26 protein-coding genes and 1 tRNA gene are annotated in these 16208 nt (G+C 64.8%); all 27 read left to right on the top strand.

What is annotated here, in order from left to right; all coding sequences use genetic code 11:
* The first annotated feature begins 46 nt into the window (after positions 1–46).
* The 27 genes from KIH73_RS01085 (at position 47) to KIH73_RS00955 (ending at position 16204) form a co-directional block, all read left to right on the top strand.
* Positions 47–361 carry a hypothetical protein gene (locus KIH73_RS01085; RefSeq protein WP_219079664.1) on the top strand — a complete coding sequence of 105 codons (315 nt, stop codon included), beginning with the start codon at positions 47–49 and terminating at the stop codon, positions 359–361.
* Positions 358–591 carry a hypothetical protein gene (locus KIH73_RS01080; protein WP_219079663.1) on the top strand — a complete coding sequence of 78 codons (234 nt, stop codon included), beginning with the start codon at positions 358–360 and terminating at the stop codon, positions 589–591. Before KIH73_RS01085 ends, KIH73_RS01080 begins: the two co-directional genes overlap by 4 nt.
* Positions 588–956, top strand: a complete 369-nt coding sequence (locus KIH73_RS01075; RefSeq protein ID WP_219079662.1) for a hypothetical protein — start codon at positions 588–590, stop codon at positions 954–956. Before KIH73_RS01080 ends, KIH73_RS01075 begins: the two co-directional genes overlap by 4 nt.
* Positions 953–1519, top strand: coding sequence for a 3'-5' exonuclease family protein (locus KIH73_RS01070; RefSeq protein ID WP_219079661.1), 567 nt, complete (start codon positions 953–955; stop codon positions 1517–1519). The genes KIH73_RS01075 and KIH73_RS01070 overlap by 4 nt, the downstream gene beginning before the upstream one ends.
* Entirely contained in the window at positions 1516–1716 is a 201-nt protein-coding gene (locus KIH73_RS01065) for a hypothetical protein (protein WP_219079660.1), read from the top strand. Before KIH73_RS01070 ends, KIH73_RS01065 begins: the two co-directional genes overlap by 4 nt.
* A 72-nt stretch (positions 1717–1788) precedes the next feature.
* Positions 1789–2565, top strand: a complete 777-nt coding sequence (locus KIH73_RS01060; RefSeq protein ID WP_219079659.1) for a MerR family transcriptional regulator — start codon at positions 1789–1791, stop codon at positions 2563–2565.
* A gap of 100 nt (positions 2566–2665) precedes the next feature.
* Positions 2666–2750, top strand: a tRNA-Ser gene (locus KIH73_RS01055).
* 71 nt (positions 2751–2821) lie between these two features.
* Entirely contained in the window at positions 2822–3136 is a 315-nt protein-coding gene (locus KIH73_RS01050) for a hypothetical protein (RefSeq protein WP_219079658.1), read from the top strand.
* Positions 3133–3648 carry a hypothetical protein gene (locus KIH73_RS11085; protein WP_219079657.1) on the top strand — a complete coding sequence of 172 codons (516 nt, stop codon included), beginning with the start codon at positions 3133–3135 and terminating at the stop codon, positions 3646–3648. The genes KIH73_RS01050 and KIH73_RS11085 overlap by 4 nt, the downstream gene beginning before the upstream one ends.
* A gap of 48 nt (positions 3649–3696) precedes the next feature.
* Positions 3697–3888 (top strand): hypothetical protein, encoded by a 192-nt coding sequence (locus KIH73_RS01040; RefSeq protein ID WP_219079656.1) that lies wholly within the window; start codon positions 3697–3699, stop codon positions 3886–3888.
* Positions 3872–4204, top strand: a complete 333-nt coding sequence (locus KIH73_RS01035) for an HNH endonuclease signature motif containing protein (RefSeq protein ID WP_219079655.1) — start codon at positions 3872–3874, stop codon at positions 4202–4204. Before KIH73_RS01040 ends, KIH73_RS01035 begins: the two co-directional genes overlap by 17 nt.
* Before the next feature lie 112 nt (positions 4205–4316).
* Positions 4317–4730: a hypothetical protein gene (locus KIH73_RS01030; protein ID WP_219079654.1), complete on the top strand. Its 414-nt coding sequence runs from the start codon at positions 4317–4319 to the stop codon at positions 4728–4730.
* Entirely contained in the window at positions 4714–6144 is a 1431-nt protein-coding gene (locus KIH73_RS01025; RefSeq protein ID WP_236022480.1) for a terminase, read from the top strand. Before KIH73_RS01030 ends, KIH73_RS01025 begins: the two co-directional genes overlap by 17 nt.
* Complete coding sequence (locus KIH73_RS01020) at positions 6141–7610, top strand: phage portal protein (RefSeq protein ID WP_219079652.1); 1470 nt, start codon at positions 6141–6143, stop codon at positions 7608–7610. Before KIH73_RS01025 ends, KIH73_RS01020 begins: the two co-directional genes overlap by 4 nt.
* Positions 7552–8685, top strand: a complete 1134-nt coding sequence (locus KIH73_RS01015) for a VG15 protein (RefSeq protein ID WP_219079651.1) — start codon at positions 7552–7554, stop codon at positions 8683–8685. The genes KIH73_RS01020 and KIH73_RS01015 overlap by 59 nt, the downstream gene beginning before the upstream one ends.
* On the top strand, positions 8675–8923 hold the full coding sequence (locus KIH73_RS01010; protein WP_219079650.1) for a hypothetical protein: 249 nt from the start codon (positions 8675–8677) through the stop codon (positions 8921–8923). Before KIH73_RS01015 ends, KIH73_RS01010 begins: the two co-directional genes overlap by 11 nt.
* Before the next feature lie 72 nt (positions 8924–8995).
* On the top strand, positions 8996–9520 hold the full coding sequence (locus KIH73_RS01005) for a heavy metal transporter (protein WP_219079649.1): 525 nt from the start codon (positions 8996–8998) through the stop codon (positions 9518–9520).
* Positions 9521–9554: 34 nt separating this feature from the next.
* On the top strand, positions 9555–10442 hold the full coding sequence (locus tag KIH73_RS01000) for a phage major capsid family protein (protein ID WP_219079648.1): 888 nt from the start codon (positions 9555–9557) through the stop codon (positions 10440–10442).
* Positions 10439–10711 (top strand): hypothetical protein, encoded by a 273-nt coding sequence (locus KIH73_RS00995; RefSeq protein WP_219079647.1) that lies wholly within the window; start codon positions 10439–10441, stop codon positions 10709–10711. The genes KIH73_RS01000 and KIH73_RS00995 overlap by 4 nt, the downstream gene beginning before the upstream one ends.
* 16 nt (positions 10712–10727) lie before the next feature.
* The gene (locus KIH73_RS00990) at positions 10728–11153 is read left to right on the top strand and encodes a Gp19/Gp15/Gp42 family protein (protein WP_219079646.1); all 426 of its coding nucleotides are present in this window, start codon (positions 10728–10730) and stop codon (positions 11151–11153) included.
* Positions 11141–11491, top strand: coding sequence for a hypothetical protein (locus KIH73_RS00985; RefSeq protein WP_219079645.1), 351 nt, complete (start codon positions 11141–11143; stop codon positions 11489–11491). The genes KIH73_RS00990 and KIH73_RS00985 overlap by 13 nt, the downstream gene beginning before the upstream one ends.
* Positions 11488–11772 carry a hypothetical protein gene (locus KIH73_RS00980; RefSeq protein ID WP_219079644.1) on the top strand — a complete coding sequence of 95 codons (285 nt, stop codon included), beginning with the start codon at positions 11488–11490 and terminating at the stop codon, positions 11770–11772. The genes KIH73_RS00985 and KIH73_RS00980 overlap by 4 nt, the downstream gene beginning before the upstream one ends.
* Positions 11769–12122, top strand: a complete 354-nt coding sequence (locus tag KIH73_RS00975; RefSeq protein ID WP_219079643.1) for a hypothetical protein — start codon at positions 11769–11771, stop codon at positions 12120–12122. Before KIH73_RS00980 ends, KIH73_RS00975 begins: the two co-directional genes overlap by 4 nt.
* Positions 12123–12134: 12 nt before the next feature.
* Positions 12135–12977: a hypothetical protein gene (locus KIH73_RS00970; RefSeq protein ID WP_219079642.1), complete on the top strand. Its 843-nt coding sequence runs from the start codon at positions 12135–12137 to the stop codon at positions 12975–12977.
* Between the two features lie 122 nt (positions 12978–13099).
* Positions 13100–13411 carry a hypothetical protein gene (locus KIH73_RS00965; RefSeq protein ID WP_219079641.1) on the top strand — a complete coding sequence of 104 codons (312 nt, stop codon included), beginning with the start codon at positions 13100–13102 and terminating at the stop codon, positions 13409–13411.
* 5 nt (positions 13412–13416) lie between these two features.
* Entirely contained in the window at positions 13417–13785 is a 369-nt protein-coding gene (locus tag KIH73_RS00960) for a hypothetical protein (protein WP_219079640.1), read from the top strand.
* A gap of 43 nt (positions 13786–13828) precedes the next feature.
* Positions 13829–16204 (top strand): phage tail tape measure protein, encoded by a 2376-nt coding sequence (locus tag KIH73_RS00955; protein ID WP_219079639.1) that lies wholly within the window; start codon positions 13829–13831, stop codon positions 16202–16204.
* Positions 16205–16208: the final 4 nt, after the last annotated feature.

Here is a 16208-nt window from a genome sequence, read left to right as displayed (position 1 = left end):
TACGGAACACCACCACCCACACCAACACCGAAGACGAGGAGACACGATGACCCATACCATCACCATCCCACGTCCGGGCCGCCACAACCTGGACGTGCACCTCATCCCCGGCGAGCGCATCACCGTCACCGACCACCACACCAACGGCGCGGTGCTCGGCCTGGACCGCAGGGAGGCCCTGGCGCTCGCCGACGCGATCACCAGGCTGTTGGGCGTGCCGCCAGCCGGGGACGCGTGCGACCTGCTCGGCGGTCTCGCGCGCATGGCGTTCCACGAGGGCGGACGGGTGACCGTGACCATCACGCCCGCCGGATACCGGGCGACCGCCAGCGCGGCGAGGGACATGGAGGCAGGGGAATGAGACGCGTCTACTGCGACCTGTGCGGCGCCATCATCCACCACGAGCGCGAGGCCCTGCACCTGACCGGCAAGCTCACCGTACGCCACGGCGACACGCTCGCCGACTACACCACCATCACCGTCGACGTCTGCGAGCGCTGCGCGGACCTGCGTCACGGGTGCGTGCTGTTGACCTGCGCGCTCACACCGGGCGGCGTGGCCACCGTCACCGCGAAAAGGGAACAGGCATGAGCAACCCGTCACGCAAGACATGCCTGCTGGTCGACCAGCGCGACGACACCAGCTGCGTGCGCTGCGGCCGATGGCTCCAAGGCATCCCCGCATCACGACACCACCGCAAACGGCGCTCGCAGGCGTCCCGGGTGGAGGTGCACGCGCCGTCGAACCTGATCCTGTTGTGCGGGACTGGCACGACCGGCTGCCACGGGTGGGTCCACGCCCACCCCGAACAGGCACGCGAACACGGTTGGCTGCTGCGCGGCACGGACGACCCCACTGCCGTGCCGATGCTCCACAGCCTGTACGGGTGGGTGCTCCTGGACGACCAGGGCCGTGTCCACATCATCGAAGAAACCGAACGAAAGGCACTGATATGACCACCGAAACCACCACCGACCTGCTGTTGTGGATCGATGTGGAGACCACCGGCCTCGACCCCACGGTCGGCGACCTGCTCGAGGTCGGCATGATCCTCACCACCATGCAGGGCGACCCGATCGACGCGACCGAACACGTCATCCGCCACGACCCCGACATCATCAAAACCGCCATAGACAACGACAACACCACCGCCATCGCCATGCACTTCCGTAACCAACTCCTCCAGGAAAGCCTCCTGCCCGACAGCCAGGCCGCCAGCCTCGCCGCGACCGCGAACGCGATCAACCGGAAACTCGACGAATGGCTCACCCAGGGCACACTCCACCCCGCCGGCACCAACGTCGACTTCGACCTGCAATGGCTCACCCTCAAACTCCCGTACTGCACCCGACTCCAGGACCTCAACCACAGAAAACTCGACCTCACCACCCTCAGACTCGCCGCCATCGCCCAAGGCCGCGACCCCTACCGCCACGGCCACGACACCATCCACCACGTCCACGACTGCCTGTCCCGGGACCTCAACGAATACCGCTACTGGCTCAGGGACCACGAATGAGCATCGACTGGACCACCGACCCCATGCTCGCCGACTTCGTACGCCGCTGCCGACAGGGTGAGCGCATGGTCGACGAGACGGACCTCGAGGCGGACAGGCGCGAGGCGCAGAAGGCGAGGAACCGGGAATGCTCCCGCCTGTCGCATGCGAAGCGTCGCGCACGGCTCAAAGCCAAGGAAAATGGGACAATAAGATAAGCGAAACCCGGCATCCTTCCGGACACCGGGCTCCTAGGGCAACGTGGAGCATCATAGCGGAGGGAGCCGGGAATGTCAGTCGACGCATGTCAAACCTGCGGAGCGAACATCGAAAACGGGTACACGCTGTGCCCCGCGTGCGAACTCGACTTCGCACTCCTGCTGCTGCAGTACGTGCCCTGGGTGCACGCGCTCGAGGCCAGTCTGGACGCGACCGTGCATCCGGGCGGCCACCAGCCTACGCGCATCATCACCCCGGTCGCCCCGACGCCGCTCCGCCTGGACGTGCTCGACCACATCGACCTGCTCGCCACCATCGCCCAGGGACTGTGGCGGCGTCTGCACGGCGTGAACATCCTGGACTGGAAACGAGACCTGTGTCCCGACATCATCGGATGCCTCACCGACGCCGCCATGCACCCCAACCTCGCCCGCATCCCCGACATCGGCATGTACGTCGCGCAATTCAACCGGCTCAAAACCAAGACCTTGGAGATCATCGACCCGCCCGACCACATGACGCCGATCGGCCAATGCCTCCAATGCGGGCTCACCATCACCGCGCCGGAGCACGCCGTCGTCGTCACCTGCCCGACCTGCGGGCGCGAGCAGACGGCGAGCGCGGTGCGCCTCGACCTGCTGGAGCGCAGCATCCGCAGCGGCAGGACGTTCACCGCGGGGGAGTGCGCGCGACTATTGCGCGGCGCCGGCTATTCGGTGTCGGGATCCACGATCCGCTCGTGGAAGCATCGCGGACTGCTGCAGCCGCAAGGCAAGGATGACAGGAACCAGCCTGTCTACAGGCTTCGCGACGTGGCCGGCCTGTTGCGCGACACGCCGACGGACTGACGTTTTTGAAGCTGCAACGCATACTTGTCACTGGATTAGAGGGCCTGCAAGGAACCCGGCCAAAGTACACGGTCGGATTCGGGCCCTCTACTCGTATCCGGGATGGTTGGCGGAGCAGCCGAACGCACCCGCTCGCTAAGCGGGAGACCCTCACAGGTTCGCAGGTGCGAATCCTGCACCATCCGCACATGGTCGGCGCCCATATCTACTGGCAAAAGGACGCCGGCCATCACCATGCATGGAATAGACTGGCAGCATGCCAGTAGAGTACGAAACAGCCGAAGAACGTTCCGCGAGGAATGACAAACAGATAGCGAACGCACTGCAATGGCTCGACGACCATTGGACGAAAAACAGGGAATGCCCGCTGTGTGGTACGACCGATTGGGCGCTGGTACAGACATTCGAAGCCCGTGAATATGAGGGCGGGAATATGGTTGTTGGCCTCGGATCGCAAATACTTCCCATCACTCCGGTTTTCTGTAGAAACTGCGGATACACATTCTTCATCAACGCGGTTATAGCGGGATCTGCAATTGCTCCGGAAGAGAACAAGGAGCAAAAGCGGTGAAAAACAACGATTATCGAATCGTCAAAGACAACATCATTACTGCTCACGTCGAACCGAGCGTTATATCGCAACGAGTCGTGCAGAATATGCCATTGTCGACCACCGTCAATTCGGTTTCCAGCGGATTGTCGGATTCGAGAGATTCGGACAAACCGTCGTATTCCACTACAGTCAAGACGCCGGAGAACTCGGAGGACATCAGCGTGAGCCCGTACAAGCTTGACCGACTCAAGGAGGATATAGACCTCCTTCCCGAGAAAACAGACAGACGAAGCAACGTCATGTATGCCGCAATAGGTGTCGCCGTGTCTGCGGTTTTCCAGCTCATATCGTTCGGAACGGCAACGGACAGTGTGGCGACATGGGCATGGATTGTTTCTTTTGCCCTGCTGCTGTCATCGATTGCGATCTCATTGTTCTGTTTCTTTGAACAAGATGATGTTTCGAATCTTTACGACAAACAGGTCACGCGAATAAAGAAGGAAATCGACGAAATCAAGGATCTTGAATAGTGAAGGCCCCGCTCCGAGGCGGGGCCTTCACATATCCATGGAGGTGTGATGATGGCGCCCACGGTCATATTGCGCATTTCGGACAACGCCGACCATGACCTCGCCACAATCGAGGTGCCCGTGCCCCTGTCGGGCGAGCCTGGCGAATGCGCCATGTTCGACGCGGAACGATTCGAACTGCTGCTCGACAAAGGATGCCGGGCCATGCGCAAGGTGTTCGACGATGCCTGCCAGAAGTAACCCCCGCCGGAGTAATGGGTGGCGGCGCGACCAGCTGCGCCGCAGGGTGCTCGCCGCCTACGATGTGTGCGCGATATGCGGCAGGCCCGTCGACAAGACTCTGCGCACGCCGCATCCGTTGAGCGCGGAGGTCGACGAGATCGTGCCAGTGTCGCGCGGCGGCGACCCGTTGAGCTTCGCCAACTGCAGGCTCACGCACCGTCGATGCAACCGGTTGAAAAGCAACAAAAGCGACGCGTGGGCGCGCATGCGGCTCGGCGGTCCGTCGTCGGCCAGACCCACCGGCCTGCCGTTGGAGACCAGCGGCGACTGGTGAGGGGTGGGGGAATGCCCCTCTCCGGCACCAGGCGGCCACCTCGGGGGCAGGGCCGGAATATCCCCGGGGAATCAAATGGGTGAAACGGGCGACAGGGAAAGGCCGGTGGACGATGCTCTGCGAGATCTGCGGCGGGGAATTCCGCCCCTCCGGACATGGCCGTCGCCAACGCTACTGCTCCGAATCATGCCGCAACAAGGCCAAGTACCGGCGCCGCAAGGCCAGAATGCAAACGGGTGAAACCAAACCATCGGCGCCTACCGCCGCGCACCCGTCGGACGATCTGGACCGGCGCCAGTTCGAACGCATGATGGACGACGGCATCGAGGACATCCTCCGGCTGAACCGCGACCGGCTCAAGACCGCATTGCAGGACCCGTCGACCCCCGCGAACGCGCTGCCAGGCATCAGCCGCCAACTGATCGCAGTGTGCGAGCGACTCGACGCGATCGACGGCGGCGACCTGCTCGCCGACACGGGCATGGAAGAGGTGAGCGACGATGCCTACCATGCGGAGATTGTCTGAACTGGCCAGGCATCTGGTCCGTCCCTCCGGCATCACCGGCAGCGAATTCCCCAGGGTCCAGAAGATCGCCGCTAGGGCCGGCATCGGCTACGACCCATGGCAGCAGGGACTGCTCACCCTCATGCTCGCCAAACGCGCCGACGGCCTGTACGCGTGCGGCGAGGGCGGCGCCACCGTCAGCATCTGCCGACAGGTCGGCAAGACCTACACCGTCGGCACCAGCACGCTCATCCTCTGCCTGCTGCACCCGGGCATGAAGGTCCTGTGGACCGCGCACCGGGCGCGCACCAGCAACGAAACGTTCAAAAGCCTGACCGGCCTCGCCCGCAGGAAGACCCTCAACCGGTACGTCGCCCACATCCGCAGCGCCAACGGCCAACAGGAGATCGAACTGCGCAACGGCAGCCGCATCATGTTCGGCGCCCGCGAACAGGGGTTCGGCCGAGGCTTCGACGATGTGGACATGGAGATCTTCGACGAGGCGCAGATCCTCACCGTCAAAGCCCTCGACGACATGATCCCCGCCACCAACACCGCCCGCAACCCGCTCATCGTCTTCACCGGCACCCCGCCCAAGCCCGGCGACCCATGCGAGGTGTTCGCCGAGAAACGACGCCAGGCGCTCGCCGGCAAGGACGGCATGCTCTACGTCGAACTCAGCGCCGACCGCGACGCCGACCCGGACGACCGCGAGCAATGGGCCAAGGCCAACCCCAGCTACCCGGCACGCACCAGCGAACAGGCGATTCTGCGCATGCGCAGCCTGCTCGGCGAGGACAGCTTCCGACGCGAGGGCCTCGGCATCTGGGACGAGACCAGCACGCCAGACGTCATCGACCCCAGACTATGGGCCGCATCCGCCACCGAGACGCCGGACCTCGACGGACTCGTCGGCTACGCGCTCGACATGAACCCCGAACGCACCAGCCTAGCCATCGGCGGCGCCATCCTCCACCAGGACGGCAGCGTCCACATCGAACTCAAACGCTTCGAGGACACCACACACAAGGGCCTGCGATGGGCCGTCGACTGGATCGCCGAACGATGGCCGCGCACCGCGGCCGTCGTCATCGACAAACAATCACCCGCCATGGGCCTGCTCGACGACCTCAAACACGCGCACGTGCGCCCCATCCTCACCGAAGCGAACGATATGGGACGCGCCTGCGGACGGTTCATCGACCTGCTCCACGACCATCGGCTCACCCACCTCGACGACGACAAACAGCCAGCCCTCGCCCTCGCCGTCAAAAACGCGACCATCCGACGCATCGGCACACAGGGCGCGTTCGGCTGGAACAAACTCACCGCCGACGCCGACATCAGCCCTCTCGTCGCCGTCACCCTCGCCGCATACGGCACCGCCATCACCAAACGCAACCCCAACCGCCGACAGAAGGTGAACAGCCTATGAACCCGAACACGCCGTTCCTTTCCACCGGCAGCAGCCGCATCACCAGCATCCGGGGCATGGACGGCCACGACCTCGACACCATCCAACGCCTGCTCGACCTATGGCGGCGCAAATACCCGCGCAACCTCCTGCGCACCCTCTTCTACGACGGCAAGCAACGCTTCCGCAACCTCGGCATCAGCATCCCGCCGAGCATCGCCGCCAAAGCCGGCAACGTCGTCGGATGGCCACGCAAAAGCGTGCGCGCCCTCGCCGACAAAAGCGCGTTCGAGGGATTCGAGATCTCCGGCCCGGACACGCACGGCATCACGGAGATCTGCGAAAGCAACGAGCTGACCTGGGACGTGGGCGAGGCGATCATCAGCTGCTACAAGCATTCCTGCAGTTTCCTGACCATCGACTACGACCCCGACGACACGACCGGCGAACGCATCCTGATCACCCCGAGGTCGGCCGACTGGAGCGTCGCCCTATGGGACACGAGCCGACGCAGGATCGGCGCCGCGCTGACCATCACCGCATGCGACGACAATGGCGCGATCACCACGTTCAACGCGTGGCTGCCCGGCCGCAACTACGCGTGCCGGCGCGAAGCCCACGGATGGTGGACCGCCGAACGCCAGGACAACAGGCTCGACCGGGTGGCGGTGGTCCCGTTCGTCCACGACCGGCAGATGGACCGCCCGTTCGGACGCAGCCGCATCAACCGCACGCTCATGAACCTGACCGACATGGCCATGCGCACCATGGTCCGCATGGAGGCCAACGCCGAATTCTACTCGGCGCCCAAACTCTGGTTCCTCGGCCTCGACAGCGAGGCGTTCGACACCGACACATGGAGCGCGCTCGTCAGCAGCATCAACACCGTCAGCCGCGACATCGACAACAACATCCCCGACATGCGGCAGGTCACCCAGGCGAGCATGCAGCCGCACGGCGACATGCTCGAGACCATCGCCATGCTCGCCAGCGCCGAAACCGACATACCGCCCGAGAACCTCGGCATCCGCGTCACCAACCCGACCAGCGCCGAAGCGCTCGCCGCATCCGAGAACCAGCTGACCCGCACCGCGAACCGGCAGAACCGTTTCTTCGGAGTGCAGCTGATCAACGCGATGCGCATGGCCGTCCAACTGCGCGACAACACCGCCGAAACACCCGACCTGTCCGGCGTGCGCCCCATATGGGCCCCCACCAGGGAGGTCAGCGACGCGGCCCGCGCCGACTACTACCAGAAGGTCGCCGCCGTCAACGGCGACTGGGGGGACAGTGACGTCGGACTCGCCCGGCTCGGACTGGGCATGGACGAGATCAGGTCGCTGCGCGCCCACCAGCAGCGCATGCGCGCCCAGCAGAACATCGACCGGCTCCGTCGGGAGACCGGCGTGACCGGAACGGAGGGCGACGATGGCGCAGGCGACGGCACGGCTGAAGACGCTGCTGGAACGGGAGCTCGGACAGTATGAGACCGACATCGACAACCTGACCGACGAGGCCACCGACGTGATCGAACAGGCGCTGCGCCGCGGACGCGACGACCCGCGCGACGTGATCCGCGACTACGTGCGTGACGCCAGCCAGCTCGCCAACGACCACTACGAACGGCAACGCCAATTGTGGGCGCAGGAGACCGGCATCGACATGCCCGACTTCGACCACAGCGAGCTCGTCGACCCCGACCGCGTGCTCTGGCAGCAGCAGGGCGGCTTCACGAACACCGACTTCAACGGCCTGACCTTCCAACAGGTCAAGGAGGGGCGGAGCCGCGCCGGCATGACCATCGACGACCTGTGGCCGCCATTGACGGACATCGACGACGCCCAGCAGTTCATCGCCGACATGATCGCCACCGCGGTCAGGGTCACCGTGCAGCGCAACATCCGCGCCGACCCCACGCGACCCAGATGGGCGCGCGTCTGCCACGGCACCCGCCCATGCGCGTTCTGCGTCACCCTCGCCGCACGCGGCTACGAGTACACCAGCCGCGAAAGCGCCGACTTCGGTGGAAGCTTCCACGACGGACACTGCAAATGCACCGTCGAACCCAACTGGGGCGAGGACACGCATCTGCTCGACCAGCAGCGGAAATGGATGGACATGTACGATACCGCCCGACGCTCCGCCGGAACAAGCGACATGAACGCCGTCACCGTCGCCATGAACCACCTGTACCCCGACGAAGTGCGCGGCGGCGTATACGAGCTGAGCGCGCCATGGCCCGACGACGTCATCAGACCCTACAAGAGGATATGGCGGCACATCCTCGACGGACACGGTCCCGGAACGCGCGTGCGCGGCAAGACCCACTTCCCCGACGACTGGACCGAGGAGAAGGTAAAATGGGCGGTGCGCGAAACGATCTGCGCGCCGGACACGGAACCCATGACCGCGCCCGACGGCAGGATCCAACGCCGCCGCAAACTCATCGACGGGCAGATGATCGAGGTCTACCTGAAGATCCGCAGGAACACCCACGGAATGTTCGGCGTCGAATCCGCCTACCCGATCACCGAACAGGAAAGGAGACGATATGGCCAGTGACTCCCTCGCCGAAACCGCGGCCACAGCGCTGCTGCCATACGTCAGGCCGTCCATGACCGACGACGACATCGACGCCTACGAATCGCCGATGTCGGCCGGCGAGCCATACACCGCGCTGCTCTGGCTCCTGGGATTCGTCACCGACGAGATCAATATCCCCCACGACACGGTGCTCGACATCCTCGCGGCGCTCGACGACGAGGACAAGGACGACTACGCGCCCCGGCTCGGACTCTAAACCACCAAACCGATTTTCCACAGCCACCCGCACGGGTGGCTTTTTTATTGCCCGGAAAGGGAAAGGAGAACCATGTTCAACCATCACCGCATCCCATGGCGCATCCGCCTCGTCGACGCCCCGGCCGAACCCGGAGGCGGCGGAACCGGCGAAGGCGGGGAACCGGTCGACTGGCAGGCCAAATACCACGAGGCGATCAAGCACTCTCGCACATGGGAGGAACGCGCCAAGGCCAACAAGAAGGACGCCGACGCGAACCGACAGGCCGCCGAGGAGCTGGAAAAGCTCAAGGAATCCAGCATGAGCGACGCGGAGAGGACCGCCAAGCGCATCAGCGAGCTCGAAGCCGAGAACAACCGGTACAAGAGCGAACGCCAGCACGCCGAATGGGCGCGCAAGGTCAGCGAGGAGACCGGAGTCCCCGCGAACCTGCTGCGCGGCGACAGCCTCGACGAGATGCGCGAATTCGCCAACCAGCTCGACCAGTACGCGCACCCCAAGCCCAAGGGCATGCCCAACCAGGGCGGCACACCGAACGGCAAGCCCGACAAGGCACGCGAACTCGACTGGGCCAACCAGCTGTTCTCCAACCTGTAACACACGAACCACCCACCACGATCAGGAGAAAACCATGGCAATGGACACCACCAAACTCCACCTTCCCAGAACCGTCGCCACCGCCGTCATCAACAAGGTGGCCGACACCTCGACCATCGCCGCGCTCAGCCCCGCCAGCCCGCAGATCTTCACCGACAAGGAGTTCATGATCTTCAACGGCAAGAGCGAGGCCGACGTCACCGCCGAAGGCCAGAAGAAGAGCAGCTACGAACAGGACCTCTCGTTCGTCGCCGGCAAACGCTTCAAGGTCCAGACCACCACCCGCGTCACCAGCGAGCTCAAATGGGCCGACGAGGACAACCGTCTAGCCATCATCGAATCCATCCAGAACGACCAGGCCAAGGCCATCGGCCGCGCCCTCGACTACGTCGTCTACCACGCCGTCAACCCCAAGACCGGCGCCAGGATCGACGGCTTCGACGCGCTGTGCGACCAGTGCGAGCAGGTCACCGCCGGCGACGACGACATCACGAACGTCGACGCGCTCGCCGACGCGCTCAACGACACGTACGACATCAACGGCATCGCCATGAGCAAGGTCTGGGCGTCCCGACTGCGCAAGCTGCGCGTACCGGCCACCGGCATGCGCTTCTATCCGGAGATCCCGCTGAACCTGCAGCCGGGCAGCCTCGACGGCATCACCGCCGCCACCTCCGGCACCGTCAACGGCCGCCTCGCCGCAGAACCGACCAACGTGCTCGCCATCATGGGAGACTTCAGCCTCATCCAGTGGGGCATGGTCCGCGACATCACCGCCGAGGTCATCCCCTACGGCGACCCCGACCAGAGCGGCGTCGACCTGAAGGCCAACAACCAGATCGCCTACCGCACCGAAGCCATGTTCGGCTACGCCATCCTCGACCCCAAGGGCTTCGCCGTCCTCAAGGAAGCGGGTGAATGATGAGCTTCCCCGTCCAGACACTTGTCGTCCAGAAACCCGGGAAAAAGAAGAAGCCCGGCCCCCTGGACGCTCCCATCAACCTCGTCAACCCCGACGGGACGCCGTTCGCCGCATCCGGGTTGACGCCGGCCGAGGCCACGACCTCGACCGCCGGCGTGGTCCGGCAGGCCGCGCACGTGCCCGACCCGGCCGGCGACACCCCGACCAAGGCCGAGTACGTCGCGTTGCGCGACGCGCTCGTCACCGCCGGCATCATGGCCGCAAGCTGACCGAGGGGAGGATCCGATGACGGACGAGACGAAACCGCCGGAACCTCCCTTCGCCACCCCGGACGACCTCGCCGCACGGTGGAGACCATTGACCGAAGCCGAACGGACGACCGCGGAAACGCTCATCGTCGACGCCTCCGACCTGATCACGACCCAATGCCCGCGCTGGAGGACGGCGTCCGAGGCGACGCTGCGACGCATCGTCTGCGCCATGGTCAAACGCTCCATGATCAACATGGACACGGCCGGCGTCACGCAGAGCACGCAGACCGCCGGCAGCTTCAGCGAATCCATGAGCTACAGCAACCCGGACGGCGACCTGTATCTCACGGCGAGCGAGAAACGCTCGCTCGGCGGCGGAGGATCCGGACAGCGCATCGGCAGCATCGACCTCGACCCGCACGCACGCGCATCGGAAGGGGAACGACGATGGCCGGCATGATGCGCGGCGAGACGATACTGCTGACCACCCGGCACCCCGAGGGCGCGGACGATGCGGGCGACACCATATGGTTGGACGACGATCCCGTCGAGGTCGACGACGTGCTCGTCGCGCCAGCCTCCACGGCGGACGCCGGCGAATCCACGCGCCCCGACGGCGTCAACGTCGACCTGACGCTCCTGTTCCCACGCACGTTCGCGCCACGCGACCTGCGCCGCGCCACATGCCGCGTCCGCGGCGACGACTACCGGGTCGTCGGCAACCCAACGCCCATCGACGGAGGCATGACACCCACCCGGTGGAACATGAGCGTCGACGTCGAAAGGGGCGAGGGATGAAACACACGCCGTTCAAATGGGACCGGAAAGGCTACAACGCGTTCAAACGCACACGCCCCGTCAGGGACCTCATCGACGGCGAAGCCAGAAGCATCGCGGAACGCGCGAACGGCATGGCCGTCGAGGAGAAGGCCAACTACATCGCAAAACCGGCGACGAACACCGGAAACGGCATCGTCGCCATAGTCACCACGGGCGACACGTCCGACAACCCGACGTTCTGGCAGACCGCCTACGACAACCAGAAGCACAACACGCTGAAGAAAGCGGCAGGCGCATGAACATCGAGAAGAAACTCGCCGAATGGATCTCATCCAGCGGCCTCGGCCCGACCGCCAGCCTCAGCGTCCCGGCCGACCGACCGAACGAGTTCATCACCGTGGAACGCACAGGAGGCTCGCGCGGCGAATTCAACGACACCGCAATGCTCGCCGTCCAGGTATGGGCGGGAAGGCGATCGCGCGCGTCCGACCTCGCCGACAAGCTGGCACGCATGCTTCCCAGATTCGACGACCACCCGCAGGTCAGCTCGTGCGTCGTCACATCCATCTACAACTTCCCTGAACCGGATCCGCCTCATTCGGCGCGATACCAGCTGTCCGTCCAGGTGACGGCGAAAACACAACCGTGAAAGGAGCCAGAAATGGCCGAAGACACCACAGGATACAACGCGAACAACGTCAGCCTCGGCAAACCCGGGGTCAAAGGCGTGCTCTACCGCGCCCCGTACGGGACCACGCTGCCCGGCGACGCCGTGGAGGAGCTGGACGCGGCGTTCAAAAGCGTCGGCTACATCGGCGAGGACGGCATCACCAACGCGACCGACAGCGAGACCACCGACATCAACGACATGGGCGGCACGCGCGTGCTCAGCGCCATCAGCAGCTACGCGGAGACCTACCAGTTCGTGATGATCGAGACCAACGCCGAATCGCTCAAGGCCCGCTACGGCGACGACAACGTGAAGACCGACGAACAGGGGCGTCCCACCAGCGTCGACCACAAGGTCGACGACGGCACGCCCTCCACATGGGTCAAGGAAATCCTGATGACCGGCGGCACGGTCAAACGCACCGTCATCCCCAACGGCACGCGCGTCGAATTCGGCGACCTCGTCGAGGTCGGCACCGACGCGATCGGCTACGACATGACCATCTCCGCCAACCCGGACGAACGCATCGGGGAAGCCACCAGCCGGGACTACTTCGCCTACACGTCATCCCCGGCGGGCGTCAACACGCTCATGCTGAGCAGACAGTCCGGCGGCGGGACCGTCGGAGACGTCGACACGTTCACCGTCGACGTTGCCCCGGGCGGAGCCGATTCCACGCCGATCACCGTCACCTCGCAGAACGACGGGGTGGCGACCGCGAGCGTCGACGGGAACACCGTCAACGTGCAGCTCGTCGGCGAAGGGGAGACCACGCTCACCGTACGCGCCGGCGAGAAGACCGCCATGTACGCCGTGAACGTCACCGCCGCATGAAACCTCCGGGCAGTCCGAACGGACACGGCCCGGATCCAGTCCGTCCGGGGCTCACCGCCAAGTCCGGCCCCGGACGGCACAACCCATCCCAAGGACCAGGCGACACCACAAGAAGGACCATCATGAGCGAACCAACCGTTGCCACCAAGGACCGCAAGACCCGACGTCTCACCATCGACGGCATCACCGTGGACTTCGACCCCGCGGCCGTCGACGACTTCGAACTGCTCGCCGACCTCAACGACGTCATCAACGGCGACGCGAACGGCAGGTTCAAGATCGCCGACGTCATCCGACGACTCCTCGGCGACCAGTACCAGACCGTCATCGACGAACTCCGCGACCCCGAAACGGGACGCGTCCCCGTCTCCAAAGTGGAGCACTTCCTCGTCGAACTGTTCCGCAAGGCACTCCCAAACTCCTCACGCTCATAGGCCTCATGCAGGCCGCGCCGGACAAGCTTCGCGCCGACCTGCGACGACACTATGGGCTCAACCTCTCCCACCCGGACATCGGCGTCCTCGACCTCGCGGACCTCGCCGCCAACCTCCCACAGGACTCCATGGCATGGGCCGCAGTCAACCCCCAGGCCGAATGGACCACCGGCGAATGGATGACGGCACGCATGATCGACGCGCTCGAATTCATCGCATGGACCAAAACCAAGGAATCCACACGCAAGGGCGCACGCTGGAAAACCAGACTCGCACGCCCGGGAAAGAAACACCATGACAGAAAACCCGCAACCACCCCATCATGGAGCATCCAACACATCGACATGATGCTCTCCCTGCCCAGAACGGCATGACACACCCATCGGACTCAGGACTTGGCGGGAATGAGGACGACCCATGGCCTCGAACGGCAGCGAACTAGGAACCTCATACTTCCGTCTCATCCCGAAGATGGAAGGCACGGCCGACCGCATAGACCGCGAACTGTCAGGAGTAGACGCCGACAGGGCAGGCAACAGAATAGGCCAACAACTCTCCGACGCGATCGACGAATCCACCGACATCCAGGACGGGATGACGGCGAAACTCTCCGACCTCGCCGGAGGACTCGGCAAAACACTCGCCGGCCTCGGCATCGGCGCGGCGTTCGCCACCGCGCTCGGCGACGCCGTCCAGACCGGACTCGACCAACTCAACCTCGAAGGCACCCTCAAAGCCAGACTCGGCGACACCACCACAGCCGCCGAAGCGGCCGAAATCGCCGGACAGGTCTACTCAGCCGGATGGGGAGAAAGCCTCGACGAGGTCGGCGACGCCGCAAGCCTGCTCATGCAGCAACTCGGCAACATCGACGACAGCGCCGACTTCACCAACCTTACCGAACAGGCCATGGCACTCGCCGACACGTTCGACCAGGACGTGGGCGGCATGGCCACCGCGGCCGGTCAGATGATCAAGACGGGTCTGGCGGACAACGCGCAGGAAGCGTTCGACATCCTGACAGTCGGATTCCAATCCGGCGCCGACATGGGACAGGACCTGCTCGACACGTTCACCGAATACCCAGCGCAGTTCGAGAAGCTGGGCCTGTCCGGCGAACAGGCCATGGGCATGATCAGCCAAGGACTGCAGAACGGAGCGCGCAACGCCGACCTGGTGGCGGACGCGATCAAGGAATTCTCGATCCGCGCCGTCGACGGGTCCGAGACCACGATCGCCGGATTCGAGGCCCTGGGGCTGAGCGCCGACGACATGGCCGCCAGGTTCGGCCAGGGCGGGGACGTGGCGGCCGAGGCGTTCGACCTCGTGCTCGACAGGCTCCGTGGCATCGAGGACCCGGTCGCAAGATCCGCCGCGGCCGTGAACCTGTTCGGAACGCAGGCCGAGGACCTGGGCAACGCGCTCTACAGCCTCGACCCGTCATCCGCCGTCGACGCCATCGGACAGGTCGACGGCGCCGCGCAGCAGGCGGCTTCCAACGCCGCAGGACTCGAGCAATCCTGGGAAAGCATCACCCGCACCCTGTCGCAGGGACTCGGGACCGCCGTAGCGCCGGCGGTACAGGGCGTCGCCGACGCGCTGACCGACGCCATGCCGGCCATCCAGACGGCCATCACAGGGTTCACCACCACCATCGGCGGGCTCGTGCAGGGCGTCATCGGCGTCATCAAAAGCGTCATCGGCGCGGTCGACTGGACCCCGCTGCAGACCATGCTCGCCACGCTGCAGACCGCATTCTCCACGGTCGGCGCCGCGCTCATGCCCGTGCTCACGCAGATAGGCACGCTGCTCGGCACCGTCATCGGAGGCGCGCTCAACCTGATCATCCCGCTCATATCGTCCGTCGCGTCGTCGGTGGGGACCATAGTCTCCTCCGTCCTCCCGCCGTTGTCCGCGATCCTTCAGGCCATCATCCCCGTCATCACCGGCGTGATCGCCACCATCTCGGACGCCGCCATGCCGGTCATCCAAAGCCTGACCGTGGTCATCCAGGGCGTCACCCAGGTGCTCCAAGGCGTCATAGAATTCCTGACCGGCGTGTTCACGGGCAACTGGGACCAGGCATGGAACGGGATCAGGACCGTCGGCGAAGGCGTATGGAACGCCATCACAGGCATCGTCGAAACCGCCATCAACGCCATCAAAGGCGTCATCGACGGCGTGCTCGGCACCATCAAAACCATCTGGGAAAACGTCTGGAACGGCGTCAAATCGTTCTTCGGAAACATCTGGGACGGCATCAGGAACTCCGCATCCGACGCGATCGACGCGCTCGCGAACATGATCGGCGGCATCAAGAGCACCGTCATGAACGCCGTCAGCGGAGCCGGGCAATGGCTCCTCGACACCGGGGCCAACATCGTCAGCGGCCTCTGGAACGGCATCAGCGGAGCCATCGGAGGACTGTACAACAACATCAAGAGAGCGCTGAGCGGTCTCGTCGACGCCGCCAAAAGCGCGCTCGGCATCGGCAGCCCGTCCAAGGTGTTCCGCGACGAGGTCGGAGCATGGATCCTCCCCGGCGTGCAGAACGGAGTCGACAACGGCATCCGTCCATTGTCGAACGCCATCGACGCGGCGCTCGACGCCGCCATACCATCCAGACGCACCATCGGCCTCGACGCGCTGCCCGCATGGGCCACGTCGGGAACCGGGCCATGGCCGGCGACGGCCATGACCGGATCGAACGTGACGATCACGAACTACTATCCGCAGGCCGACCCGTGGCCGTTAAGGACCGCAGACGAGTCGGACCACAGCTTCTACGGGTGATGGG

The organism is Bifidobacterium phasiani, assembly GCF_019331775.1.
Taxonomy (GTDB): Bacteria; Actinomycetota; Actinomycetes; order Actinomycetales; family Bifidobacteriaceae; genus Bifidobacterium; species Bifidobacterium phasiani.
This window is presented reverse-complemented; position numbering and strand designations above follow the sequence as displayed.